The sequence below is a fragment of the Pseudomonas sp. BIGb0176 genome (genome assembly GCF_024810175.1).
In the GTDB taxonomy this organism is placed as follows: domain Bacteria; phylum Pseudomonadota; class Gammaproteobacteria; order Pseudomonadales; family Pseudomonadaceae; genus Aquipseudomonas; species Aquipseudomonas protegens.
The window spans coordinates 1,201,783-1,225,568 of record NZ_JANUEC010000001.1 but is presented as its reverse complement, the minus strand read 5'-3'; the positions used below and the strand labels follow the sequence as shown (position 1 = coordinate 1,225,568).

Genomic DNA, 23,786 nt, shown 5'->3' with positions numbered 1-23,786 from the left:
GGATGGCAGTTTGTATCAGATTATTGGCCAGGCACAAGACCGGCGCCGCCGCAATCAGCCAGCCTGGCTGCTCCACAAAGAGTTGTCAGTCCCGTATTTATCAACGCCTCAAGCAGCCTGGAGGCTTTTGTCGTGAGCCTGGGGCTACAAAAAAAGCTGGACCGACACTCAAAATCAAGACACATTAAATTCAAGTCACTATTGTTTTTATGTATCGCATTGGCGATATACTCGACGAAAACCGGCCAACCAGCCGACCCGACAATCGAGCCGACCACCGGCCACCCCGAGGACATTCACCATGCCTCAACGCCTTGCCTCCACGCCTGTCGGCGGTGTTCGCCTGATCGCCCAGCACAGAGCGCCCCGCCCATGAACTTCACCACCATCCTGTTCTCCATCAGCGAGGGCGTGGCCCTTCTCAGCCTCAACCGCCCCGAACAGCTCAACAGCTTCAACCCGACGATGCACCGCGAGGTTCAGGCAGCCCTGGACCTGGTGCGCAATGACCCGCAGGTGCGGGTCCTGCTGCTGACCGGGGAAGGCCGGGGCTTCTGTGCCGGGCAGGACCTGGGCGAGCGCACCGTGTCACCCGGCGGCGCCGCGCCGGACCTGGGGGCCTCCATCGAAACCTTCTACAACCCCCTGGTGCGGGCCCTGCGGGACCTGCCGCTGCCGGTGATCTGCGCGGTCAACGGGGTGGCCGCCGGGGCCGGGGCCAACCTGCCCCTGGCCTGCGATCTGGTCCTGGCCGCACGCTCGGCAAGCTTTATCCAGGCCTTCTGCAAGCTCGGGCTGGTTCCCGATTCCGGCGGTACCTGGCTGCTGCCGCGCCTGGTGGGCATGGCCCGGGCCAAGGCCCTGGCCCTGCTCGGCAACCGCCTGAGTGCCGAACAGGCCGAGCAGTGGGGCCTGATCTACCAGTGCGTGGATGATGCCCAACTGCGGGACCAGGCCCTGAGCCTGGCCCGGCACCTGGCTACCCAACCCACCTACGGCCTGGGCCTGATCAAGCGCAGCCTCAATGCCAGCCTGCACAACAGCTTCGATGAGCAACTGGACCTGGAGCGCGACCTGCAACGCCTGGCCGGGTGCAGCGACGACTACCGCGAAGGCGTCAGCGCCTTCATGGATAAACGCAGCCCCGTGTTCAAGGGCTGCTGACCACGGCGACTCCAAGGAGGCCCCTGCATGACTGAACATGACGCCATGGAACTGGCCCGGCGCTGCGCCCGGACCCTGTTCGAACGTGACCCGGCAAGCAACGCCCTGGGCATGCGCCTGTTGTCGGTGGCGCCCGGTGCGGCGCGCCTGGGCATGAGCGTGCGGGCCGACATGCTGCAGGGCCACGGCACCTGCCACGGCGGCCTGATCTTCACCCTCGCCGACTCGGCCTTCGCCATTGCCTGCAACAGCCATGACCGGGCCACGGTGGCCCTGGGTTGCAGCATCGAGTACATCGCCCCGGCGCAGTTGGGCGACACCCTGACCGCCGACTGCCATGAACAGAACCGCGGCGGCCGCACCGGCCACTACGCGGTGCGCGTGGAAAACCAGCAGGGCCGGCTCATCGCCCTGCTCCAAGGCAAATCCTACCAAGTGCACGGCCCGGTGCTGACACAGGAGACCTCCCATGAATGACCCACTGCTCATCGATGCCGTCCGTATCCTCATTCGCAGCGCCGGGGCCGCTACGCGCTGTGCACCATGTGCATCGGTGTCGACCCGGGCATCGCGCTGATCAGCGAGCGGCTGCAAGCACAGTAAAAAGACTCCCCCGGGGCTCGCCTGCGCCCCGGGGCATGCACTCAGAGCCCGCCCGCCGGCGGGCTACAAGACAACAACAATTCGAGTGACACCATGAACATGCCGATTGCCGGAACCGTGCCCGACGCGCTGCTGGACCCGATGGAAACCGCCAGCATCGACCACCTGCGCCAGCACCAGCTGGAACGCCTGCGCTGGAGCCTGAACCACGCCTACGACAGGGTCCCGCTGTACCGCCAGCGCTTCGACCAGCTCGGGGTGCACCCCCAGGACATCAAGCGCCTGGAAGACCTGGCGCACCTGCCCTTCACGACCAAGGCCGATCTGCGCGACCACTACCCCTATGGCATGTTCGCCGTGCCCATGGACCAGGTGGTACGCCTGCACGCCTCCAGCGGCACCACCGGCAAGCCCACGGTGGTCGGCTACACCCGCAATGACATCGACACCTGGGCGCAGGTGGTGGCGCGCTCGATCCGCGCCGCCGGCGGCCGGCCCGGGGACAAGGTGCATATTTCCTACGGCTACGGCCTGTTCACCGGCGGCCTGGGGGCGCACTACGGCGCCGAACGCCTGGGCTGCACGGTGATTCCCATGTCCGGCGGCCAGACCGAGAAGCAGGTGCAACTGATCAAGGATTTCCAGCCGGACATCATCATGGTCACCCCCTCCTACATGCTCAACATCGCCGACGAGATCGAGCGCCAGGGCCTGGACCCGCACCAGCTGGCGCTGCGCCTGGGAATCTTCGGTGCCGAACCCTGGACTGACGAACTGCGCAGTGCCATCGAACAGCGCCTGGGCATCACTGCCCTGGACATCTACGGGCTCTCGGAAATCATCGGCCCCGGGGTGGCCATGGAATGCGCGCAGACCCGCGACGGCCCTACCCTCTGGGAGGATCACTTCTACCCGGAAATCATCGACCCGATCACCGGCCAGGTACTGGCCGATGGCGAACTGGGCGAGCTGGTGCTCACCTCCCTGACCAAGGAAGCGCTGCCGATGATCCGCTATCGCACCCGCGACCTGACCCGGCTGTTGCCGGGCACGGCGCGGCCCATGCGGCGCATCGACAAGATCACCGGGCGCAGCGACGACATGCTGATCATCCGCGGGGTCAACGTGTTCCCCACCCAGGTCGAAGAGCAGGTGCTGAAGGTCGGGCAACTGGCCCCCTGCTACGAGATCCACCTGTACCGCCACGGCAACCTCGACAGCGTTGACATCCACGTCGAGCTCAAGCCTGAGCACCAGCAACTGGGGGACGAGCAGCAGCGGGCCCTCTGCGGCGATCTCAGCCGCCACATAAAGACCCATATTGGTATCAGCTCACGTATCGTTTTGCAGCCGGCATTCAGCATCAAGCGCTCCGAAGGCAAGGCCTGCCGGGTAATCGACAAACGCAACCGCTAATCCATCCTTCCTGGAAGCCCCGCTGATGCGGGGCTTTTTTTTGCCTTGGCAAAGGCCCAGGGGCGCAATGCGATACCAAAATCAATCATGACACGTTATTTTATGTTTGATATTAATTTGCGTATCACATATAAACATTCCCATGCCCAGCCACACCTTCACACCGGGAGACGCCACATGTACGCACAGCTGGTAGAAACGGGGGTCAAGCGCGTCACGCCACTGGCCGAGATGTCCGAACAGGAACGCAGCTTCCAGCAAAGGATCGACGGCGAGATCAAGATCGAAGCCAAGAACTGGATGCCCGAGGCCTACCGCCAGACCCTGATCCGGCAGATCTCCCAGCACGCCCATTCGGAAATCGTCGGCATGCTGCCCGAAGGCAACTGGGTCACCCGTGCCCCGACCTTCAAGCGCAAGCTGCAACTGATGGCCAAGATCCAGGACGAAGCCGGCCACGGCCTGTACCTGTACAGCGCCATGGAAACCCTGGGGGCCGACCGCGACGAAGAAGTGGCCCGGCTGCACAGCGGCAAGGCCAAGTATTCGAGCATCTTCAACTACCCGACCCTGAACTGGGCCGACATGGGCGCCGTGGGCTGGCTGGTGGATGGCGCGGCCATCGTCAACCAGGTGGTGCTGCAACGCACCTCCTACGGCCCCTATTCCCGGGCCATGGTGCGCATCTGCAAGGAAGAGAGCTTCCACCAGCGCCAGGGCTACGAAATCCTCCTGACCATGATGCGCGAGGGCAACCAGGCACAGCGGGACATGGTCCAGGACGCCATCAACCGTCTCTGGTGGCCGGCCCTGATGATGTTCGGCCCCAGCGACGAACACTCCCCCAACAGTGCCCAGTCCATGGCCTGGAAGATCAAGCGCCAGAGCAACGACGAACTGCGCCAGCGCTTCATCGACCAGACCATCCCGCAACTGGAGCTGCTGGGCTGCACCTGCCCCGACCCGGAGCTTGCGTGGAACGCCGAGCGCGGCCATTACGACTTTGGCGAAATCCAGTGGGAAGAATTCTACGAAGTGCTCAAGGGCAACGGCCCGTGCAACCAGGAACGCCTGGACACCTGCCGCCAGGCCACCGAGGACGGCGCCTGGGTGCGGGCTGCCGCCGTGGCCCACGCCGCCCGGAAGGCCGCTCGCGACGCCGCCTGAGAGCCCGTTCACCCCCGGTCATTGCCCCCAGGGGCAATGGCCCTCCAGCCCTGATGTGGAGTCACTGCAATGTCTGAATGGACCCTCTACGAGGTTTTCGTGCGCAGCAAGCACGGCCTCAACCACAAGCATGTCGGCAGCGTGCACGCCGCCGATGCCCCGATGGCCATGGCCAACGCCCGCGACCTCTACACCCGGCGCAGCGAAGGCGTGAGCCTGTGGGTGGTGCCGTCGGCGCAGATCGTCGCCTCCTCGCCGGACGAAAAGGAGCCGCTGTTCGACCCGGCGGACGACAAGGTCTACCGCCACGCCAGCTTCTATCAGTTGCCCCCCGAAGTCGGACACATGTGAGGCCGGCCATGAACCCTGCAAACGATCTGCTCAACCACCTGCTGCGCCTGGGCGACAGTGCCCTGGTCCAGGGCCAGCGCCTGTGCGAATGGTGCGGCCGGGCCCCGGCCCTGGAAGAAGAACTGGCACTGATGAACGTCGGTCTCGACCTGGTGGGCCAGGCCCGCAACTGGCTGGACTATGCCGCCGAACTGCTGGCGGATGGGCGAGATGCCGACCATCTGGCCTTTCGCCGCGACGAACGCGCCTACCGCAACCTGCTGCTGGTGGAACAACCCAATGGCGACTTCGCGGTGACCATGCTCAAGCAGTTCTTCTACGACGCCTGGCACCTGGAAACCCTCCGTGGCCTGTGCCTGTCCGGCGATCCACGCATCGCCGGGGTCGCCGCCAAGGCGTTCAAGGAAGTCACCTACCACCTGCGTCGCTCCAGCGAATGGGTCGAGCGCCTGGGGGATGGCACCGAGGAAAGCCACCGGCGCATGCTCCAGGCCCTGCCGCGGCTGTGGCGCTTTACCGGGGAACTGATCGCCACCGATCCTGCGGAGAACGCGTTGCACCAGGCCGGGCTGCTGGCAGACCCGGCTCAGGTCGCCACCGCCTGGCAGGACAGGGTCGCCGCGGTGTTCGCCCGGGCCACCCTGCCTGTGCCCGAAGCGCCCAGCCACTTCTACCTGGATGCGCGCAAAGGCCTGCATACCGAACACCTGGGCCTGCTGCTGGCCCAGATGCAATCACTGCCGCGAGCCTATCCCGATGCGGTCTGGTGAGCTGATCGGCAGCGACCTGGGGGCACGCGACCCGTTGCCCGGGGACCTGGACACCGCCTGGGCCACCCTCGACCGGGTCATGGACCCGGAAGTGCCGGTGGTCAGCGTGCTCGACCTGGGCATCGTGCGCCACCTCGACTGGCACCAGGGGCACCTGCAGGTGACGGTCACCCCGACCTACTCCGGCTGCCCGGCCACCGAGGTGATCGACAGCGACATCCGCCAGGCCCTGGAGCGCGCCGGCTTCAAGGCACCCAGGCTGCTGCGCCAGCTGACCCCGGCCTGGACCACCGACTGGATCACCGAGCGCGGGCGCCAGCGCCTGCAGGCCTACGGCATTGCACCGCCCTCGGGCAGCAGCAAGCGCAGCCTGCTGGGAGAAACGCCCCAGGTGCTCTGCCCGCAATGCGGCAGCGCCCACAGCGAGCGCCTCAGCGAGTTCGGCTCCACCGCCTGCAAGGCCCTGTATCGCTGCCGTGATTGCCTGGAACCCTTCGACTACTTCAAGTGCATCTGAGCGGCCCGGCGCCGCAGTGGAGAACCACCATGAGCCAGTTCCACCGCCTGACCATCAAGGACCTGCGCAATGAAACCCGCGACGCGGTGTCCATCGCCTTCGAGGTTCCCCCGCACCTGCAGCAGCACTTCCACTTCACCCAGGGCCAGCACCTGGTGCTGCGCACCGAGCTTGAAGGCGAGGAAGTGCGCCGCTCCTATTCGATCTGCACCGGGATCAACGACGGTGAACTGCGCATCGCGGTCAAGCGCGTGGCCGGCGGGCGTTTCTCGGCCTTCGCCAATGAACGATTGCAGCCCGGCCAAAGCCTGGACGTGATGCCCCCGGCCGGGCGTTTCCATGTGGAGCTGGACCCGGCGCGGCGCGGCCATTACCTGGCGGTGGCGGCCGGCAGCGGCATCACGCCGATCCTGTCGATCATCAAGAGCACCCTGCAAACCGAGCCCCACAGCCGGGTCACCCTGCTCTACGGCAACCGCTCCAGCAACTCGGCGCTGTTTCGCGAACAGCTTGAGGACCTGAAGAACCGCTACCTGCAGCGGCTGAACCTGATGTTCGTGTTCAGCCGCGAACGGCAGGACATCGACCTGTACAACGGGCGCATCGACCAGGGCAAGTGCCAGCAGCTGTTTTCCCGCTGGCTCGACGTCCAGCAACTGGAGGCCGCGTTCATCTGCGGCCCCCAGGCCATGACCGAAACCGTGCGCGACAGCCTCAAGGCTGCCGGCATGCCGGCCGAGCGCATCCACTTCGAACTGTTCCACGCCGGCAGCGACGGGCACAAGCGCCAGGCCCGGGAAACCGCCAGCGCCCTGGATGCCCGGCACAGCCGGGTCACCGTCATCAGCGACGGCCGCGCCCTGGCCTTCGACCTGCCGCGCAACAGCCAGAGCATTCTCGACGCCGGCAACGCCCAGGGCGCCGAACTGCCCTACTCGTGCAAGGCCGGAGTCTGCTCCACCTGCAAATGCAAGGTCATCGAAGGCGAAGTGGAAATGGACAGCAACCACGCCCTGGAAGACTACGAAGTCGCGGCCGGCTACGTCCTCTCCTGCCAATCGTTCCCGCTCAGCGACAAGGTGGTACTGGACTTCGACCAGCTCTGACTCCGGCGCTCCCCGCAGCCGCCCGTAGCCGCTGCCGAGCCCCAGCGAAGCTGCGAAAGGCCGCGCAGCGCCTTCACGTGCCAGCAACAACAAAAACAAGAGAACGCGCCATGACCCCACAACAGATCGCCCGCATCACCCGCCATCCGGACTTCATCCAGCTGGTGCGGCGCAAGCAGCGCCTCTACTGGTCGCTGACCCTGATCATGCTCCTGGCCTACTACGGCTTCGTACTGCTGGTGGCTTTCCACCCCGGGCTGCTGGGGCGCTCGTTGGCCGGCGGAGCCACCAGCGTCGGCATGCCGGTGGGCGTGGCTATGATCGGCCTGGCCTTTGCCCTCACCGGCTTCTACGTCTACCGCAGCAACCGCCTGCTGGACCCGCTGAACGACAAGCTCAAGCGCGAGTGCCAGCCATGAAGCGCCTGCTCGCTCTATTCCTGCTGCCCTGCCTGCTGGCCACCGACCTGGCCCTGGCGGCCGACACGCCGGCGCGGCCATTGAACTGGAACGCCATCGGCATGTTTCTGGTGTTTGTCCTGATGACCCTCGGCATCACCCGCTGGGCCGCCCGGCGCACCCGCTCCGCCAGCGACTTCTATACCGCCGGTGGCGGCATGAGCGGCTTGCAGAATGGCCTGGCGATCGCCGGCGACATGATTTCCGCGGCGTCCTTCCTCGGCATCTCGGCAATGATGTTCCTCAATGGCTACGACGGTCTGTTGTACGCCTTGGGGGTGCTGGCCGGCTGGCCGATCATCCTGTTCCTGATCGCCGAACGCCTGCGCAACCTGGGCAAGTACACCTTCGCCGACGTGGTGTCCTATCGCCTGGCCCAGACGCCGGTGCGCCTGACCTCGGCCTTCGGCACCCTGAGCGTGGCGCTGATGTACCTGGTGGCGCAGATGGTCGGCGCCGGCAAGCTGATCGAGCTGCTGTTCGGCATCAGCTACCTCTATGCGGTGATGCTGGTGGGCCTGCTGATGGTCTGCTACGTGACCTTCGGCGGCATGCTGGCCACCACCTGGGTACAGATCATCAAGGCGCTGATGCTGCTCTCGGGCACCAGCTTCATGGCCTTCATGGTGCTCAAGCACTTCGGCTTCAGCAGCGAGGCGCTGTTCGCCCAGGCCAGCGCGGTGCACGCCAAGGGCAGCGCGATCATGGCCCCGGGTGGGTTGCTGTCGAACCCCATCGATGCCATTTCCCTGGGGCTGGGCATGATGTTCGGCACCGCCGGCCTGCCGCACATCCTCATGCGCTTCTTCACCGTCAGCGATGCCCGGGAAGCGCGCAAGAGCGTGTTCTACGCCACCGGTTTCATCGGCTACTTCTACCTGCTGCTGATCATTGTCGGCTTCGGCGCCATCGTCATGGTCGGTACCGAGCCCCAGTACCGCGATGCCGGCGGCGCGATCATCGGCGGCGCCAACATGATTGCCGTGCACCTGGCCCAGGCGGTGGGCGGCAACCTGTTCCTGGGCTTCATCTCGGCCGTGGCCTTCGCCACCATCCTGGCGGTGGTGGCCGGGCTGGCGCTGTCCGGCGCCTCGGCGGTCTCCCACGACCTGTACGCCTGCGTGCTGCGCAAGGGCCAGGCCAGCACCCGGCAGGAAATGCGCGTCTCGCGGATCGCCACCCTGTGCATCGGGGTGCTGGCGGTGCTGCTGGGGCTGTTGTTCGAATCGCAGAACATTGCCTTTCTCTCGGGGCTGGTGCTGGCCATCGCCGCTTCGGTGAATTTCCCGGTGCTGTTTCTTTCCATGTTCTGGAAAGGCCTCACCACTCGCGGCGCGGTGGGCGGCAGCCTGGCTGGCCTGGTCTCTGCGATTGTGCTGCTGATGCTCAGCCCGGCGGTCTGGGTCAATGTGCTGCATCACCCCCAGGCGCTGTTTCCCTATGCCAACCCGGCGCTGTTTTCCATGAGCCTGGCGTTCTTCTGTGCCTGGGCCTTCTCCGTCAGCGACCGCTCGCCCCGGGCCGAACTGGAGCGCGGGCGCTACCTGGCGCAGTTCATCCGTTCCATGACCGGCATTGGCGCATCCGGCGCCACTCATCATTGACCCCATCCATGAGTGCGGGCTGCCGCGCTCAAACCCGGTTCACCCTCTGGAGGAATCCCCATGCCACAGGCTCCTACCCTGCAAAGCTTCATCGCCGGCCGCTGGTTCGGCCAGCATCCGGCCCAGTCACTGCGCAGCGCCATCGATGGGCATGAAGTAGCGCACGCCCACGAGGAGGCCCCGGACTTCGCCGAGGCCCTGGCCTTTGGTCGCCATCAGGGCGGCAAGGCCTTGCTGGCCCTGGATTTCCAGCAGCGGGCCCAGCGCCTCAAGGCCCTGGCGCTGTATCTGAGCGAGCGCAAGGAGCAGCTCTATGCCCTGTCCCATCACAGCGGCGCGACGCGGGCCGACAGCTGGATCGATATCGAGGGCGGCAACAGCACCCTGTTCAGCTACGCCGGCCTCGGCGCCCGGGAACTGCCGTCGGGCAACCTGTTGCACGAAGGCCCGGCGCAATCCCTGAGCAAGCTCGGCAGCTTCGCCGGCAGCCACATCCTTGTGCCCCGAGGGGGCGTGGCGGTGCACATCAACGCGTTCAACTTCCCGATCTGGGGCATGTTGGAGAAGTTCGCCCCGTGTTTCCTGGCCGGCATGCCATGCATCGTCAAGCCCGCCAGCGCCACCAGCTACCTGACCGAAGCCGCAGTGCGGCTGATGCATGAATCCGGGCTGCTGCCCGAAGGCAGCCTGCAACTGGTGATAGGTGGCACCGGCGACCTGTTGGATCGCCTGCAAGGCCAGGACCTGGTGACCTTCACTGGCTCTGCCAGCACTGCCGGCAAGCTGCGGGCCAACCCCAACCTGATCCGCCACTCGGTGCCGTTCAATGCCGAGGCCGACTCGCTGAACTGCGCGATCCTGGCCCCGGACGTAAGCCCGGACGACGAGGAGTTCGAGCTGTTCATCAAGGAAGTGGCACGGGAAATGACGGTCAAGGCCGGGCAGAAGTGCACCGCCATCCGCCGCGCCATCATCCCCGCCAAACAACTGGATGTGGTGGCCACCAGGTTGCGCGAACGCCTGTCGAAGGTGGTGGTGGGCGACCCGGCGGTGGAAGGTGTGCGCATGGGCGCCCTGGCCTCCCATGAACAGCAGCGCGATGTGGCCGAGCGCCTGCAAAGCCTGCTGCACAGCAGCGACCTGCTGTTCGGTGCCCGGGACGGCTTCGAGCCCCGAGGCACAAACGTCAGCCAGGGCGCGTTCTTCGCCCCGACCCTGTTGCTGGCGCGCGATCCCATGGCCGAGGGCGGCGCCCACGACATCGAAGCCTTTGGCCCGGTCAGCACCCTGATGGCCTATGACGACCTGGACCAGGCACTGGAGCTGGCCTCTCGCGGCAAGGGCAGCCTGGTGGCCAGCCTGGTCACCAAGAGCCCGGCCATTGCCGCCCAGGTCATTCCCCGGGCTGCGGCCTGGCACGGTCGCTTGCTGGTGCTGGACCGCCACTGTGCTGGCGAATCCACCGGCCACGGCTCGCCCCTGCCACAGCTCAAGCATGGCGGCCCGGGCCGCGCCGGGGGTGGCGAAGAGCTGGGGGGCCTGCGGGCGGTCAAGCATTACCTGCAACGGGCGGCGATCCAGGGCTCGCCAAGCATGCTGACGGCGGTAACCGGTGAGTACGTGCGCGGTGCCCAGGTGATCGAAACCGAGGTCCACCCCTTCCGCCGGCACTTCCAGGACCTGCGGATCGGCGAATCCCTGCTGACCCACCGGCGCACCGTGACCGAGGCCGACCTGGTGAACTTCGGCTGCCTGTCCGGGGACCACTTCTACATGCATTTCGACGACATTGCCGCCAAGGCGTCGCAGTTCGGCAAGCGCATCGCCCATGGCTATTTCGTGCTGTCGGCGGCGGCCGGGCTGTTCGTTTCCCCGGGCCCCGGCCCGGTGCTGGCCAACTACGGCCTGGACACCCTGCGCTTCATCACCCCGGTGGGCATTGGCGACACCCTGCAGGCGCGCCTGACCTGCAAGCGCAAGATCGACCAGGGCAAGCTCAGCCCCCAGGGCACGCCGCAAGGAGTGGTGGCCTGGGATGTGGAAGTCAGCAACCAGCTGGGCGAGGTGGTGGCCAGCTACGACATCCTGACCCTGGTGGCCAAGCGTACTGAGTGAAACCGTTGAAGGCTGCGCAAGGCTCGAGGCCCTCTTCGCCGGCAAGCCGGCTCCTACAAGAGTTTCGCGCCGCCAGCCCCCCCCGTAGGAGCTGGCTTGCCAGCGAAGGCGTGCTTGAGGACTGCGCAAGGCTCGAGGCCCTCTTCGCCGGCAAGCCGGCTCCTACAACAGTTTCGCGCCGCCAGCCCCCCGTAGGAGCTGGCTTGCCAGCGAAGGCGTGCTTGAAGACTGCGCAAGACTCGAGGCCCTCTTCTCCGGCAAGCCGGCTCCTACGGAAGGTCGTGCACTGGCGGCCGCTGGGGCGCTGGCGAAGTTTGTCGCAAAAGATTTCATCAATTCTTGATTATCAATCCGCCATGGGGCAAGTTGCGCGCTTCTCACTACAAGGAGCCGCCAATGTCCGGTTCAATGGCCCAGGCGTTCGCCCACAATTTTCTCGGCCAATCACCCCGCTGGTACAAGGCAAGCATTGTCGCGTTCCTGTTGCTCAACCCTCTGCTGTTCTTCGCTGTCAGCCCGGCCGCCGCCGGCTGGTGCCTGGTGATCGAATTCATCTTCACCCTGGCCATGGCCCTCAAGTGCTACCCCTTGATGCCCGGCGGCCTGCTGCTGGTGCAGGCACTGGTGCTGGGCATGACCACGCCCCAGGCGCTGTATGACGAGCTGGTGCACAACTTCCCGGTGATCCTGCTGCTGATGTTCATGGTGGCCGGCATCTACTTCATGAAGGAGTTGCTGCTCTACCTGTTCTCCCGGCTGCTGCTGGGGGTGCGCTCCAAGGCGCTGCTGGGCCTGCTGTTCTGCTTTCTCTCGGCCTTCCTCTCGGCCTTTCTCGACGCCCTGACCGTTACCGCGGTGATCATCAGCGCCGCGGTAGGCTTCTATTCGGTGTATCACCGGGTGGCGTCCGGCAATGACCCGCGTCAGGACAGCGCCTTCGCCGACGACCAACAGTTGCCTGCCCTGCATCATGACGACCTGGAGCAGTTCCGTGCCTTCCTGCGCAGCCTGCTGATGCATGGCGCCGTGGGCACCGCCCTGGGCGGTGTGTGCACCCTGGTGGGGGAACCGCAGAACCTGCTGATCGGCCATGAAATGGGCTGGCACTTCGCCGATTTCTTCAGCAAGGTGGCACCGGTTTCGATGCCGGTCCTGGCGGCTGGCCTGGTGACCTGCGTACTGCTGGAGAAGCTGCGCTGGTTCGGCTACGGCACCCTGCTGCCGGACAACGTGCGCCAGGTGCTGGCCAACTACGCCGCCGAGGACGATGCCCAGCGCACCTCGCGCCAGCGCGCGGCCCTGCTGGTGCAGGGGCTGGCGGCACTGATCCTGATCGTCGCCCTGGCCCTGCATGTGGCCGAGGTCGGGCTGATCGGCCTGCTGGTGATCGTACTGATCACCGCCTTTACCGGGATCACCGACGAGCACCGCCTGGGCAACGCGTTCAAGGACGCCATGCCTTTCACCGCCCTGCTGGTGGTGTTCTTTGCCGTGGTGGCGGTGATTCACCAGCAGCAGCTGTTCACCCCGCTGATCCAGTGGGTGCTGGCGCTGCCGGCGGACCAGCAGCCGGGCATGCTGTTCATTGCCAATGGCCTGCTCTCGGCCATCAGCGACAACGTGTTCGTGGCCACCATCTACATCACCGAAGTGAAACAGGCCTTCATCTCCGGGCAGATGAGCCGCGAGCACTTCGAAACCCTGGCGATCGCCATCAATACCGGTACCAACCTGCCGAGCGTGGCCACGCCCAACGGCCAGGCGGCCTTCCTGTTCCTGCTGACCTCGGCGATTGCGCCGCTGGTACGCCTGTCCTACGGACGGATGGTGTGGATGGCCCTGCCCTACACCGTGGTGATGGGGCTGCTGGGCTGGTACGCGGTGAGCTACTGGTTGTAACCGCCGCTTGGGGCGCCCCGGGACTGCAGATGGGGCGCAATGGGTGCAGGACTGGGGGCCGTGGCCCGGCGCGATGCCGGGCCACGGCCCTCAGCGCATGAGGATATAGCGCTCGATGGCTTCGGCGGCGCCGTCTTCCAGGTTGCTGCCGGTGATCACATCAGCCTGGCGCTTGACCTGTTCTTCCGCCTGGCCCATGGCAATCGACAGGCCGGCACGCTGGAACATCGCCGGGTCGTTGCCGCCATCGCCCAGGGCCGCGGTGCGCTCCAGCGGCACCCCCAGGTATTCGGCCAGGGTCACCAGGGCCTGCCCCTTGTCCGCCTGCAAGGCAGTGAGATCGAGGAACCTGGGTTGGGAACGGGACGCCTGGGCCTGCCCTGCAGTGGCGGCCTGCAGGCGGGCCTCCAACTGCACCAGCAAGCGGTGATCGCTGCTGGCGGCGACGATCTTGTCGATGCGCGGCAGGTATTCCTCGAAGCTGTCCACCACCTTGGGGGCGTAACCCAGCGCCTGGCGCTCCAGGGGCATCAGGGCACCGTCCAGGTTGCGCAGCAGCCATTCGTTGTCGGCAAACACCCAGGTCTCGACCTGTGGGCAGGGTTCGAACAGCAGCAAGGCGGTGACCGCCGCTTCCACCGGAACATGGTGACGAGCCAGGAAACTGCCATCGGGCTTGACGATACTGCCGCCGTTGAAGCCGGCAGTGGGCAGGTCGACGCCCAGGGCCTCGATCTGCTGCAGCATGGCCCGCGGCGGCCGTCCGGTGGCCAGGCTGAAGGCTACCCCGGCCTCGCGCAGCGCACGGACCGCGTCCAGGGTGCGGGGGCTGAGGCTGTGGTCGGGGCGCAACAGGGTGCCGTCCATGTCACTGAGGAGGAACTCGACAGGCCGCGCCTGCACGCCACTCACCCCAGGGGTCGCCATACGCGGCCATCCCGGGCCAGCAGTTCATCCCCGGCTGCCGGGCCATCCACGCCCGCCGGGTAGCTCTGCAAGCTGGCGTCCTGTTGCCAGGCATCGAGGAAGGGTTGCACCGCGCGCCAGCCGTTCTCGATGTTGTCGGCGCGCTGGAACAGGGTCTGGTCGCCGATCAGGCAGTCGTAGATCAGGGTTTCGTAGCCGGTGGAGGGCTGCATCTCGAAAAAGTCGCGGTAGGCAAAACCCAGTTCGATGTTGGCCATGTCCAGGCTCGGCCCGGGCTTTTTCGCCAGCAGGTCGAACCACATGCCTTCGTTGGGCTGGATCTGGATCCGCAGGTAGGTCGGCAACAGGCGCTCGACCTCGGTATCGCGGAACTGTGCATAGGGCGCCGGCTTGAAGCAGATGACGATCTCGGTGTCGCGCACACTCATGCGCTTGCCGGTGCGCAGGTAGAACGGCACCCCGACCCAGCGCCAGTTGTCGATCATCACCTTCAGCGCAACGTAGGTTTCGGTGCTGCTGTCCGGCGCCACGTTCGCTTCCTCGCGGTAGCCCGCCAGGGCCTTGCCGGCCACTTCACCGGCGCTGTACTGGCCGCGCACCGAGTTGGCCCGGGCCTCTTCCACGGACCAGGGGCGGATAGCCCCCACCACCTTGGCCTTTTCGCCACGTACCGCATCGGCGCCAAAGGCAGCGGGCGGCTCCATGGCCACCATCGCCAGCAACTGGAACAGGTGGTTGGGCACCATGTCCCGCAGGGCACCGGTGTGTTCATAAAAGCTGCCACGGGTTTCCACGCCGACGGTTTCCGCCGCGGTGATCTGCACGTGGTCGATGTAATGGTTGTTCCAGAATGCCTCGAACAGGCTGTTGGAAAAACGGCTGACCAGGATGTTCTGGACCGTTTCCTTGCCCAGGTAATGGTCGATGCGATAGATCTGCTTCTCGCTCATGACCTTGAGCAGGCAGCCGTTGAGGGCTTCGGCGGTCTGCAGGTCGGAGCCGAAGGGTTTTTCGATCACCACCCGGCGAAAAGCCTGCGGCCCCTCCTCCAGCAACCCGGCGCTGCCCAGGCGGCGCACCACTTCACTGAAGAAGCGCGGTGCGGTGGCCAGGTAGAACACCGCGTTGCCGGTGCCGCTGGCGGCAATCCGCGCCGCCAGTTCGGCATAGGTGGAGTCGTCGAGAAAATCGCCCTGGACATAGCTGATGCCCCGGGTCAGGCGGGCCCAGACGGCGGCATCCACCGCCGCCCCCTGGCCTTGCTTGTTGAGCACTTCATCGCGAAGGAAGTCTTCCAGCAGCGTGGCGAACTCGGCGTCGCTCACCGCGTTGTGGTCAACGCCGACAATCCGCAGCCCCTCATCCAGCAAACCGTCGCGGCTGAGGTTGTACAGCGCCGGCATCAGCAGGCGCTTGACCAGATCACCGCGGGCGCCGAACAGGAACAGCGTGGTCGGCGGCGCCGGCAACGCCTTGGACTTCTTTCGCGTGGTGGTCATTTTTTCCCGGTCTCCACATGGCCGCCAAAGCCGAAGCGCATGGCCGACAGCAGCTTGTCACCGTAGGTGCCCTGGCCGCGGGAGCGGTAGCGGGAGAACAGCGAGTTGGACAGCACCGGCACCGGCACCGATTGCTCCATGGCCGCTTCGATGGTCCAGCGCCCTTCGCCACTGTCGGCCACCGAGCCGGAGAAGCCGTCGAGCTTCGGATCGCCCGCCAGGGCATCGGCGGTCAGGTCCAGCAGCCAGGAGGACACCACGCTGCCACGGCGCCAGACTTCGGCGATATCGGCGACATTGAGGTCGAAGCGCTGGTCTTCCGGAAGGCTTTCCGAGGCCTTGGTCTTGAGGATGTCGAAGCCCTCGGCGAAGGCCTGCATCATGCCGTACTCGATGCCGTTGTGGATCATCTTGACGAAGTGCCCGGAACCGGCCGGGCCGGCGTGGATGTAGCCGCGTTCGGCACGGTCGTCATCGGCGACCCGGTCCTTGGTCCGCGGGATGGTGCCCATGCCGGGCGCCAGGGCGGCGAACAGCGGGTCCAGGCGCAGCACTTCGGCGGCGTCGCCGCCGATCATCATGCAGTAGCCACGCTCCAGGCCCCAGACGCCGCCGGAGGTGCCGACGTCGATGTACTTCAGGCCCTTTTGCGCCAGGTCGCGGGCGCGGCGGATGTCGTCTTTATAGTAGGTGTTGCCACCGTCGATGATCACATCGCCCGGCTCCAGCAACTGGCTGAGGGTGTCGATGGTGTCTTCGGTGGGTGCGCCCGCGGGCAGCATGACCCAGACCGCCCGGGGCTTTTCCAGGCCCGCCACCAGGGCCGGCAGGTCGGCGACGCCCTTGGCGCCTTCAGCGGCCAGGGCGCTGACGAAGTCGGTGTTGCGGTCAAAGACTACGGTCTCGTGCCCATTGAGCATCAGGCGCCGTGCAATGTTGCCGCCCATGCGGCCCAGTCCAATAATCCCCAGTTGCATGTGCTGATGCTCCTACTGCAAAAATTCTGATCAAAAAAAGTTATAGCCCAGTGGGCCGGGGCAAAATCCCGAGGGGCGCAACTATACAAGGCAAGAAGCCCCAAGACAGCGCAATCTTCAGGTAGATTCCGAGTTTTTACCCCCGACGGCGCGAATTACCCATCGACCGGCCCCAGCCGATTCCCCTGACGGGCAGCAGAACAATGAAGATTAGTCCCGTGCCAGCCCCTGAAGTTTCCCTGGCCCTGGGTGGATAACGCTGCAAATCTGCGCGAAGACACAGCGACCGCGAAAAATAAAAAAGTTCCCTTTGCCCGAAAAAGAAATAAAATTGCCGCCGATAGTGTTTTGCGCAGGGATGCGGCCAGCGAAGCATAGTTGAGACACGCCATTTGCGAGGTGAAGCAATGGGCACAGTACTACCGGCACGACCAACACAAACCCTGTACGTCAGCATTCGTCGTGACGAATTGCGTCAACTCAAAGACGAACGCGATCAACTGCAACGGGAGCTCGCACAATTGCGCCTGCAGTTGCAAAGCCAGGGTCAACCGGCGCCGCTACACCTCTCCTCCGCGAGCTGAGCCTCGCCCCTGAACGCAGGCCCGACCTGCGTTCAGCCCCGCTGCAGGTCCCGGGCCAAGCCGCCTTCCCTCGCCATACCGCCATAGCCCCCCGTTGCAGACCACAAAATAGCGACGTTCAGCTGACAAAGTTTTCACACTTGCCTGTCGATACTCCCGGCCATTGTGGCCGTCTTGTTACAAGACGGCGCTCATTCGCGACGCCCTTGGCGCGCAATGAATCTGGATCCCTGGGGAGCGCTCAATGGCATTGTTCAAACGCAGTAGTGCATCTGCGAAAGGTTTTGACTGGATGGGGCTGCTCTGGCTGTTCCTGTTCTTCTGGTATTTCTCCGGCATCACCCAACTGCTGATCCAGCTGACCGACACCTCCGGCTTCACCGGTTTCCGCCAGGCGTTCTTCATGAGCGCCATCTGGCTGGCACCGATGCTGCTGTTCCCGGCGCGCACCAAAGTCATGGCCGCCGTGATCGGCGTGGTGCTCTGGGCCTGTTCCATGGCCAGCCTGGGCTACTTCTTCGTCTACCAGCAGGAGTTCTCGCAAAGCGTCATCTTCATCATGTTCGAGTCCAACCCCTCGGAAGCCGGTGAATACCTGACCCAGTACTTTGCCTGGTGGATGCTCCTGGCGTTCCTCGCCCACAGCGCATTCGCCTTCTTCCTCTGGACCCGCCTGCGCCCGGTCTACCTGCCTCGGGGCCAGGCCCTGGTGGCGGCGACGGCAATCCTGGTGGCCATCGTCGGCTACCCGCTGGTCAAGCAGATCTCCCGCGCCGATACCCTGGCCGCCGGCCTGGAGAAATTCGAAACCCGCATCGAGCCCGCCGTGCCCTGGCAGATGGTGATTGCCTATCGCCGCTACCGCGAGCAACTGGACGGCATGCAGGGCATGCTCGCCAGCGCCAGCAAGATCGCCCCCCTGACCAACCTCAAGGACAGCATGGCCAACCAGCCGGCGACCCTGGTACTGGTCATTGGCGAATCCACCAACCGCCAGCGCATGAGCCTGTACGGCTACCCGCGCCAGACCACCCCGGAGCTGGACAAGCTCAAGGACCAGCTGGCGATCTTCAACAACGTCATCACCCCGCGCCCCTACACCATCGAGGCGCTGCAGCAGGTACTGACCTTCGCCGACGAAGAAAACCCCGACCTGTACCTCAAGAGCCCGTCCCTGGTCAGCGTGATGAAGCAGGCCGGCTACAAGACCTACTGGATCACCAACCAGCAGACCATGACCAAGCGCAACACCATGCTCACCACCTTCTCCGAACAGGCGGACGAGCAGGTGTACCTGAACAACAACCGCAACCAGAACGCCCGCCAGTACGACGGCGACGTGCTCGAACCGTTCTCCAAGGCCCTGGCCGACAGCGCACCGCGCAAGTTCATCGTGGTCCACCTGCTGGGCACCCACATGAGCTACCAGTACCGCTACCCGCCCAGCTTCGACAAGTTCAATGATCGCCAGGGCGTACCGGCCGGCGTGCGCGACGACCAGTTGCCCACCTACAACAGCTACGACAACGCCGTGCTGTACAACGACTTCGTGGTCTCGAACCTGATCAAGAACTACGCCAAGACCGACCCCAACGGTTTCCTGCTGTACCTCTCGGACCACGGCGAGGACGTCTTCGACTCCGCCGGCCATGACACCCTGGGGCGCAACGAAGCCCGGCCGACGGCGCCGATGTACACCATTCCGTTCATGGCCTGGGCCTCGCCGAAATGGCGGGAAACCCATGACTGGAGCTTTGCCTCGGACCTCAGCCGCCCCTACATGAGTTCCCAGCTGATTCACACCTGGGCGGACCTGGCGGGCCTGAGTTTCGATGAGCTGGACCACAGCCGCAGCCTGGTGAGCGACAGCTTCAAGCCACGCCCGCTGCTGATCGGCGACCCCTACTCGCGCCAGAGCAAGCCCTTGATCGACTTCAGCCTGATGAAACCCAAGGCTCCGGTCGAAGCCACGGTGGTACAGAAGTAAGCCCCCTGTCACGCCCGCAGGATCCGGCTTGCCGGCAAACAGCCCCGAGAACCCTGGCCGGTTCCCGGGGCTTTTTTTTGCACCAGGCCGCGTCCGCAGGCGGCGCCTTCAAGGAGGTGCCCTTGCCGGCCAGCGCGGCCAAGCGCCGGCAAAGACACATGATGTCGAAATTGTAATCAGCACTTCAGGCTGACGTTAACCCTCGCTTAATACACTTCGGTGAAACTTTCGCCCATCACTTCTTGTGCAGGGACGTAACAAGTACCGAACATTCTTAAGCAGGAAAAACAGCATGAAACTTTCAACTTTGGTATTAAGCGGCCTGATTCTGGTAGGTTCCAGCGCGGCCTTTGCCGAAGGTGGCTCGGAAAATATGCAGCGCTTCTATGACAACTTCCGCGTTAGCCAGCAGCAACTTCATGGCGACAAGACCGAAAACACCGCAAAAGCCGAAAAGCAGAAATCCGAGCCCAACTATTCCGCCTCGGATGCCAAGCAACAACAGCCTGGTGCCTGACCCCCAGTTCCAGCGATACCCCTTCCCGGCAATCTGCTCCTTTGCCAGAAGTGGATGTTTGGCGCCCTTGCGGGCGCCTTTTTCATAGGGGCTGCCCTCCTTCTCTTGCACCCGCATGACAGGCAGATGACAACCCGGTCATCTGCCGCCCGCAGTGCCCCGGCTCAATTAGTATCGCCGCACCATGCCACTCGCCACTGATCGGACAGCCTGGTTAATCAGTTGAATTAGCTGGGTTATTTTATTGACCCTATAGCTACTACAGACTTTAACCTGCGCTCGCTCGACAGCCCCGACAGCTTTGAAGAGGATATTGCAATGCGCATTCTGGTGATTGAGGACGAACCCAAGACGGCCGACTACCTGCATCAGGGCCTGAGTGAAAGTGGCTATGTGGTGGACCGGGCGAACAATGGCGTGGACGGCCTGCACCTGATTCAACAACAGCCCTATGAATTGGTAATCCTGGATATCAACCTGCCCGGCAAAGATGGTTGGCAAGTTCTTGAACAACTGCAGGGAAACTATCCCGCACGGGTCATGATGTTGACTGCCCGCGGGCGCCTGGAAGACAAGGTCAAGGGCCTGGATATGGGCGCCGATGATTATCTGGTCAAACCGTTTCAATTTCCCGAGTTGCTGGCCCGGGTTCGTACCCTGATGCGTCGTAGTGAAGTCATTGTCCAACCGGAAGTTCTGCAAGTTGCCGACCTGCAACTTGACCCGCGCCGTCATCGGGCTTATCGCGGCAGTCGGCGTATCGACCTGACGACCAAGGAGTTCACCCTGCTGCATGTATTGATGCGCCACAGCGGAGAAGTACTGACCCGCACCCAGATCATTTCCCTGGTCTGGGACATGAACTTCGACTGCGACACCAATGTGGTGGAAGTCTCCATCAGCCGCTTGCGGGGCAAGATCGACGACGCCAGTGACGTCAAGCTGATCCATACCCTGCGCGGTGTCGGTTATGTCCTGGAAGCACGCCCATGACAGCGCGCCCCGCCGCCGCGGCCAGCAGCCTGTCCATGCGCCTGGGGCTGACCGTCGCCCTGATGGGCGCGGCACTGGTGGTGCTGCTGGCAACCCTGGCCTACCTGGCGTTGAACCATGAGCTGGACAACCTGGCGCGCAAGGGCCTGGACAGCAAGCTGGAGCAGATCCGGCACAGCCTCACCAGCGACCTCAAGAGCAGTGACCTGGCGGCCCGCCCCCATTCCCTGCTGGACCTGGTGATGGGCCACGACAACCTGCAATTGAGCATCCTCGGCAGCGATCCGCTGGCCGAACCCCTGCTGATTGTCGGCGGCATGGCCCAGGAGTCCCTGCCCGAGCCCCTGGGCAATATCGGTGGCGACGGCTATATCGACTGGCGCGACAGCCGCGGCAACCCCTTGCTCAGCGCCCTGCGGCAGATGAGCCTGCGCAACGGCGAGCAGGTCCAGGTGGTACTGACCCTGGACCGCAGCAACGATCAGGCGCTGCTCAGCGCCTACCTGCGTTCCACGGTGATCGCCCTGCCCCTGTTGCTGCTGCTGATCGGTTTCGGCGCCTGGTGGCTGGTGCAACGGGGCCTGCTGCCGCTGCAGCAGTTCAGCCGGGTCGCGGCGCGGGTGACCACCCAGGACCTGACCCACCGCCTGAAGCTGCAGGGCCTGCCCCGGGAGCTGGCGGAGCTGGGCCAGGGCATCAATGTCATGCTGCAACGCCTGGACGGCGGCGTGCAGCGCCTGTCGCAGTTCTCCGACGACCTGGCCCACGAGTTGCGCTCGCCCATCAGCAACCTGATGGGCAAGGCCCAGGTGACCTTGTCCCGGGAACGCCCGCCAGAGGAGTACAAGGCGGTGCTGGAGGCCAGCATCGAAGAGCTGGAGCGGGTCACGCGGATCGTCGCCGACATGCTGTTCCTGGCCCAGGTCAGCCAGCCGGCGTCCCAGGCCCGGTTCGCCCGGGTCTCGCTGGGGGAAGAAGCGCGCCGGGTCATCGACCTGTTCGCCCTGAGCGCCGAAGAGAAGCAGCTGCAACTGCAGCCCAGTGGCGATGCCTGGGTGCTGGGGGACCGGCTGATGATCCAGCGGGCCATTTCCAACCTGCTGTCCAACGCCATTCGCCACAGCCCGGCGCGGGGGCAGATCAGCCTGCGGGTGGAGCAGACCATGGAGGCCGTGAGCCTGAGCGTGGGCAACCCCGGCCCGGGCATCGCTGCCAGCCACCTGCCCCATCTGTTCGAGCGCTTCTATCGGGTCGACAGCAGCCGCACCCGGGCCGAAGGCGGCACCGGGCTGGGCCTGGCCATCGTCCGTTCGATCATGAACCTGCACCAGGGGCGCACCGAGGTCAGCAGCATCCCGGAACTCCTGACCGAGTTCCGCCTGGTATTCCCCCGGCTCGACCCGGCGCAGCACGACCTCTAGAGCAGCCAGGCACCGGCACCGGCCCCCAGCAGCACCAGGGCCCAGGGCGGCACCCGGCCGCTGCGCAACAGCAGCAGCGCCAGCAACACCGCCACCAGTTCCGGCGCGCCGGTCACGCTGCTGGTCCACAGGGGTTGGTACAACGCTGCCGCCAGCAGGCCCACCACCGCGGCATTGACCCCGGCCAGGGCCGCCTGGATGCCCTGGCGGTGGCGCAGCCGCTGCCAGAAGGGCACCACGCCGATCACCAGCAACAACCCCGGCAGAAAGATCGCCAGCAGGCACACCACCGCCCCACTCCAGCCATCGATGGCCGCGCCGAGAAAGGCCGCGACGCTGAACAGCGGGCCGGGCATCGCCTGGGCGCTGGCGTACCCGGCCAGGAACAGCGGGCTGCTGACCCAGCCGGGCTCCACCACCTGCGCCTGCAACAGCGGCAGCACCACATGGCCGCCACCGAATACCAGAGCGCCGACCCGGTAGAAACCATCGAACAGGCTCAGCAGGCGCCCCGGCCAGAGCAGCACCAGCCCCGGCAACAGCACCAGCAGCAATAGCGCCAGCCCCAGGCAACACGCCCCCAGGCGGCGACTCGACCCAGAGGGAGGGCTCTGGACCTGCACCTGGAACACCGGCCTGATCAGCCAGCGGCCCAGCAGCGCCGCCAGCAGCATCACCAGCAACTGCCCGCCCAGGCCCGGCCAGCGCAGCACCAGCGCCGCGGCCAGCACTGCAATGACGATCTGCAAGGCGCCCCGGCACAGGCTGCGGGCCATGCCCCACAAGGCCTGGGCCACCACCGCCACCGCCACCAGTTGCAAGCCCTTGAGCGCCCCGGCCGGGACCCCGCCCCCCAACCCCAGGGCCAGCAGTGCCAGGGCCAGGGCCGAAGGCAAGGTAAAGCCGGCCCAGGCACACAGGGCCCCGGGCAGGCCACGGCGAGACAATCCCAGGGCGATGCCGACCTGACTGCTGGCAGGTCCGGGAAGAAACTGGCACAGCGCGACCAGCTCGGCATAGGCCGCCTCCCCCAGCCAGCGCCGGCGCTGGACGAATTCCTGGCGAAAGTAGCCCAGGTGCGCCAGCGGCCCGCCAAACGAACTCAGGCCCAGGCGCAGAAACACCAGGAAGATCCGCCAGGGTGTTTCTACCGGGACCGGCGCGCAGGGGCTGGGGGCGTGCATTACAAGGCTTTGCTCCAGAACAGCATGCGCCCGTGAGTCGGGTCGAGCATGGCATTGGCGAAACCGCAGGCGCGATAGGCGGCCTGGGCCTGGGCATTGCCCTCCAGCACTTCCAGGGTGACCTTGCAGCAGCCCCGTTGCCGGGCGATGTCCTCGACCTTCTGCAGCAGGCGCTTGCTCAGGCCCTGGCCGCGGTAGCTGTCCAGCACCACCACGTCATGGATATTCACCAGGGGCCGGCAGGCAAAGGTGGAGAAGCCTTCGAAGCAGTTCACCAGGCCCACCGGCTGCCCGCCGGCAAAGGCCAGCACGCTGAACGCCTGGGGCCGCTTGGCCAGTTCCGCCGGCAACTGCTGGAGCCGGTCTGCGTCCAGGGGCTGGCCGCCGCCCATGGGGTCCTCGGCATAGTGGTTGAGCAACACGCCTATGGCTTCGGCATGCACCGGGTTGCTGTAACTGGCTTGCAACACCACGACATCGGCAACGTCCATGTTCATCCTCGATCAACGTATTGAAAGTGAGCGCTC

At 65.2% G+C, this 23,786-nt stretch carries 22 protein-coding genes; 17 read left to right on the top strand and 5 right to left on the bottom strand.

The features are described 5' to 3' along the window. The first annotated feature begins 372 nt into the window (after positions 1–372). From paaG to nhaB, 12 genes are all read left to right on the top strand, one after another. The gene (gene paaG / locus M2395_RS05240) at positions 373–1,164 is read left to right on the top strand and encodes a 2-(1,2-epoxy-1,2-dihydrophenyl)acetyl-CoA isomerase PaaG (protein WP_123430734.1); all 792 of its coding nucleotides are present in this window, start codon (positions 373–375) and stop codon (positions 1,162–1,164) included. Between the two features lie 27 nt (positions 1,165–1,191). After that, positions 1,192–1,641, top strand: coding sequence for a hydroxyphenylacetyl-CoA thioesterase PaaI (paaI, locus tag M2395_RS05235; RefSeq protein ID WP_011061418.1), 450 nt, complete (start codon positions 1,192–1,194; stop codon positions 1,639–1,641). A gap of 219 nt (positions 1,642–1,860) precedes the next feature. After that, on the top strand, positions 1,861–3,183 hold the full coding sequence (gene paaK, locus M2395_RS05230) for a phenylacetate--CoA ligase PaaK (protein ID WP_011061419.1): 1,323 nt from the start codon (positions 1,861–1,863) through the stop codon (positions 3,181–3,183). Between the two features lie 177 nt (positions 3,184–3,360). Continuing rightward, the gene (paaA, locus tag M2395_RS05225; protein WP_123430733.1) at positions 3,361–4,350 is read left to right on the top strand and encodes a 1,2-phenylacetyl-CoA epoxidase subunit PaaA; all 990 of its coding nucleotides are present in this window, start codon (positions 3,361–3,363) and stop codon (positions 4,348–4,350) included. A 69-nt stretch (positions 4,351–4,419) separates the two neighbouring features. After that, positions 4,420–4,701 carry a 1,2-phenylacetyl-CoA epoxidase subunit PaaB gene (paaB, locus tag M2395_RS05220; protein ID WP_011061421.1) on the top strand — a complete coding sequence of 94 codons (282 nt, stop codon included), beginning with the start codon at positions 4,420–4,422 and terminating at the stop codon, positions 4,699–4,701. An 8-nt stretch (positions 4,702–4,709) separates the two neighbouring features. Continuing rightward, the gene (paaC, locus tag M2395_RS05215; protein ID WP_015635700.1) at positions 4,710–5,471 is read left to right on the top strand and encodes a 1,2-phenylacetyl-CoA epoxidase subunit PaaC; all 762 of its coding nucleotides are present in this window, start codon (positions 4,710–4,712) and stop codon (positions 5,469–5,471) included. Beyond that, positions 5,458–5,988, top strand: a complete 531-nt coding sequence (gene paaD, locus M2395_RS05210; protein WP_123430732.1) for a 1,2-phenylacetyl-CoA epoxidase subunit PaaD — start codon at positions 5,458–5,460, stop codon at positions 5,986–5,988. Before paaC ends, paaD begins: the two co-directional genes overlap by 14 nt. A gap of 29 nt (positions 5,989–6,017) precedes the next feature. Beyond that, the gene (paaE, locus tag M2395_RS05205; RefSeq protein WP_123430731.1) at positions 6,018–7,094 is read left to right on the top strand and encodes a 1,2-phenylacetyl-CoA epoxidase subunit PaaE; all 1,077 of its coding nucleotides are present in this window, start codon (positions 6,018–6,020) and stop codon (positions 7,092–7,094) included. A gap of 110 nt (positions 7,095–7,204) precedes the next feature. Further along, a complete protein-coding gene (locus M2395_RS05200) occupies positions 7,205–7,513 on the top strand; it encodes a DUF485 domain-containing protein (RefSeq protein ID WP_011061425.1) in 309 nt (102 codons plus the stop codon). Further along, entirely contained in the window at positions 7,510–9,156 is a 1,647-nt protein-coding gene (locus M2395_RS05195) for a cation acetate symporter (protein WP_123430730.1), read from the top strand. The genes M2395_RS05200 and M2395_RS05195 overlap by 4 nt, the downstream gene beginning before the upstream one ends. Before the next feature lie 60 nt (positions 9,157–9,216). Next, positions 9,217–11,271, top strand: coding sequence for a phenylacetic acid degradation bifunctional protein PaaZ (gene paaZ, locus M2395_RS05190; protein ID WP_123430729.1), 2,055 nt, complete (start codon positions 9,217–9,219; stop codon positions 11,269–11,271). A 396-nt stretch (positions 11,272–11,667) separates the two neighbouring features. Next, positions 11,668–13,170, top strand: a complete 1,503-nt coding sequence (nhaB, locus tag M2395_RS05185) for a sodium/proton antiporter NhaB (protein ID WP_019093618.1) — start codon at positions 11,668–11,670, stop codon at positions 13,168–13,170. A gap of 90 nt (positions 13,171–13,260) precedes the next feature. Here nhaB and M2395_RS05180 read toward each other — a convergent pair whose 3' ends face one another. Genes M2395_RS05180 through gnd form a run of 3 tightly spaced genes read right to left on the bottom strand, consistent with a single transcriptional unit; the run spans position 13,261 to position 16,573 of the window. Beyond that, positions 13,261–14,097, bottom strand: coding sequence for an HAD family hydrolase (locus M2395_RS05180; RefSeq protein ID WP_015635706.1), 837 nt, complete (start codon positions 14,095–14,097; stop codon positions 13,261–13,263). Next, positions 14,079–15,596, bottom strand: a complete 1,518-nt coding sequence (gene zwf / locus M2395_RS05175) for a glucose-6-phosphate dehydrogenase (protein ID WP_047286745.1) — start codon at positions 15,594–15,596, stop codon at positions 14,079–14,081. The genes M2395_RS05180 and zwf overlap by 19 nt, the downstream gene beginning before the upstream one ends. After that, the gene (gene gnd / locus M2395_RS05170; protein WP_015635708.1) at positions 15,593–16,573 is read right to left on the bottom strand and encodes a phosphogluconate dehydrogenase (NAD(+)-dependent, decarboxylating); all 981 of its coding nucleotides are present in this window, start codon (positions 16,571–16,573) and stop codon (positions 15,593–15,595) included. The genes zwf and gnd overlap by 4 nt, the downstream gene beginning before the upstream one ends. 407 nt (positions 16,574–16,980) lie before the next feature. Between gnd and M2395_RS05165 the strand changes: the two genes are divergently transcribed. The 5 genes from M2395_RS05165 (at position 16,981) to M2395_RS05145 (ending at position 22,075) form a co-directional block, all read left to right on the top strand. Then, the gene (locus M2395_RS05165) at positions 16,981–17,157 is read left to right on the top strand and encodes a DUF6026 family protein (RefSeq protein WP_174395770.1); all 177 of its coding nucleotides are present in this window, start codon (positions 16,981–16,983) and stop codon (positions 17,155–17,157) included. A gap of 244 nt (positions 17,158–17,401) precedes the next feature. After that, entirely contained in the window at positions 17,402–19,144 is a 1,743-nt protein-coding gene (locus M2395_RS05160; protein ID WP_011061432.1) for a phosphoethanolamine transferase CptA, read from the top strand. A 292-nt stretch (positions 19,145–19,436) separates the two neighbouring features. Further along, positions 19,437–19,661 (top strand): hypothetical protein, encoded by a 225-nt coding sequence (locus tag M2395_RS05155; RefSeq protein WP_015635710.1) that lies wholly within the window; start codon positions 19,437–19,439, stop codon positions 19,659–19,661. Positions 19,662–19,979: 318 nt separating this feature from the next. After that, the gene (locus M2395_RS05150) at positions 19,980–20,654 is read left to right on the top strand and encodes a heavy metal response regulator transcription factor (protein WP_011061434.1); all 675 of its coding nucleotides are present in this window, start codon (positions 19,980–19,982) and stop codon (positions 20,652–20,654) included. Next, positions 20,651–22,075, top strand: coding sequence for a heavy metal sensor histidine kinase (locus M2395_RS05145; protein WP_123430727.1), 1,425 nt, complete (start codon positions 20,651–20,653; stop codon positions 22,073–22,075). Before M2395_RS05150 ends, M2395_RS05145 begins: the two co-directional genes overlap by 4 nt. Here M2395_RS05145 and chrA read toward each other — a convergent pair. Together chrA and M2395_RS05135 are read right to left on the bottom strand one after the other, a co-directional pair. Next, positions 22,072–23,259 carry a chromate efflux transporter gene (gene chrA, locus M2395_RS05140; protein ID WP_015635712.1) on the bottom strand — a complete coding sequence of 396 codons (1,188 nt, stop codon included), beginning with the start codon at positions 23,257–23,259 and terminating at the stop codon, positions 22,072–22,074. The two genes, M2395_RS05145 and chrA, sit on opposite strands and share 4 nt — an antisense overlap. Next, complete coding sequence (locus tag M2395_RS05135; protein WP_077935021.1) at positions 23,259–23,750, bottom strand: GNAT family N-acetyltransferase; 492 nt, start codon at positions 23,748–23,750, stop codon at positions 23,259–23,261. Before M2395_RS05135 ends, chrA begins: the two co-directional genes overlap by 1 nt. Positions 23,751–23,786 lie beyond the last annotated feature (36 nt).

What these genes read in the sequence shown, in the direction of transcription:
- paaG (WP_123430734.1), top strand. Translation starts at nt 373, where the DNA reads ATGAACTTCACCACCATCCTGTTCTCCATCAGCGAGGGCGTGGCCCTT.
- paaI (WP_011061418.1), top strand. Translation starts at nt 1,192, where the DNA reads ATGACTGAACATGACGCCATGGAACTGGCCCGGCGCTGCGCCCGGACC.
- paaK (WP_011061419.1), top strand. Translation starts at nt 1,861, where the DNA reads ATGAACATGCCGATTGCCGGAACCGTGCCCGACGCGCTGCTGGACCCG.
- paaA (WP_123430733.1), top strand. Translation starts at nt 3,361, where the DNA reads ATGTACGCACAGCTGGTAGAAACGGGGGTCAAGCGCGTCACGCCACTG.
- paaB (WP_011061421.1), top strand. Translation starts at nt 4,420, where the DNA reads ATGTCTGAATGGACCCTCTACGAGGTTTTCGTGCGCAGCAAGCACGGC.
- paaC (WP_015635700.1), top strand. Translation starts at nt 4,710, where the DNA reads ATGAACCCTGCAAACGATCTGCTCAACCACCTGCTGCGCCTGGGCGAC.
- paaD (WP_123430732.1), top strand. Translation starts at nt 5,458, where the DNA reads ATGCGGTCTGGTGAGCTGATCGGCAGCGACCTGGGGGCACGCGACCCG.
- paaE (WP_123430731.1), top strand. Translation starts at nt 6,018, where the DNA reads ATGAGCCAGTTCCACCGCCTGACCATCAAGGACCTGCGCAATGAAACC.
- M2395_RS05200 (WP_011061425.1), top strand. Translation starts at nt 7,205, where the DNA reads ATGACCCCACAACAGATCGCCCGCATCACCCGCCATCCGGACTTCATC.
- M2395_RS05195 (WP_123430730.1), top strand. Translation starts at nt 7,510, where the DNA reads ATGAAGCGCCTGCTCGCTCTATTCCTGCTGCCCTGCCTGCTGGCCACC.
- paaZ (WP_123430729.1), top strand. Translation starts at nt 9,217, where the DNA reads ATGCCACAGGCTCCTACCCTGCAAAGCTTCATCGCCGGCCGCTGGTTC.
- nhaB (WP_019093618.1), top strand. Translation starts at nt 11,668, where the DNA reads ATGTCCGGTTCAATGGCCCAGGCGTTCGCCCACAATTTTCTCGGCCAA.
- M2395_RS05180 (WP_015635706.1), bottom strand. Translation starts at nt 14,097, where the DNA reads ATGGCGACCCCTGGGGTGAGTGGCGTGCAGGCGCGGCCTGTCGAGTTC.
- zwf (WP_047286745.1), bottom strand. Translation starts at nt 15,596, where the DNA reads ATGACCACCACGCGAAAGAAGTCCAAGGCGTTGCCGGCGCCGCCGACC.
- gnd (WP_015635708.1), bottom strand. Translation starts at nt 16,573, where the DNA reads ATGCAACTGGGGATTATTGGACTGGGCCGCATGGGCGGCAACATTGCA.
- M2395_RS05165 (WP_174395770.1), top strand. Translation starts at nt 16,981, where the DNA reads ATGGGCACAGTACTACCGGCACGACCAACACAAACCCTGTACGTCAGC.
- M2395_RS05160 (WP_011061432.1), top strand. Translation starts at nt 17,402, where the DNA reads ATGGCATTGTTCAAACGCAGTAGTGCATCTGCGAAAGGTTTTGACTGG.
- M2395_RS05155 (WP_015635710.1), top strand. Translation starts at nt 19,437, where the DNA reads ATGAAACTTTCAACTTTGGTATTAAGCGGCCTGATTCTGGTAGGTTCC.
- M2395_RS05150 (WP_011061434.1), top strand. Translation starts at nt 19,980, where the DNA reads ATGCGCATTCTGGTGATTGAGGACGAACCCAAGACGGCCGACTACCTG.
- M2395_RS05145 (WP_123430727.1), top strand. Translation starts at nt 20,651, where the DNA reads ATGACAGCGCGCCCCGCCGCCGCGGCCAGCAGCCTGTCCATGCGCCTG.
- chrA (WP_015635712.1), bottom strand. Translation starts at nt 23,259, where the DNA reads ATGCACGCCCCCAGCCCCTGCGCGCCGGTCCCGGTAGAAACACCCTGG.
- M2395_RS05135 (WP_077935021.1), bottom strand. Translation starts at nt 23,750, where the DNA reads ATGGACGTTGCCGATGTCGTGGTGTTGCAAGCCAGTTACAGCAACCCG.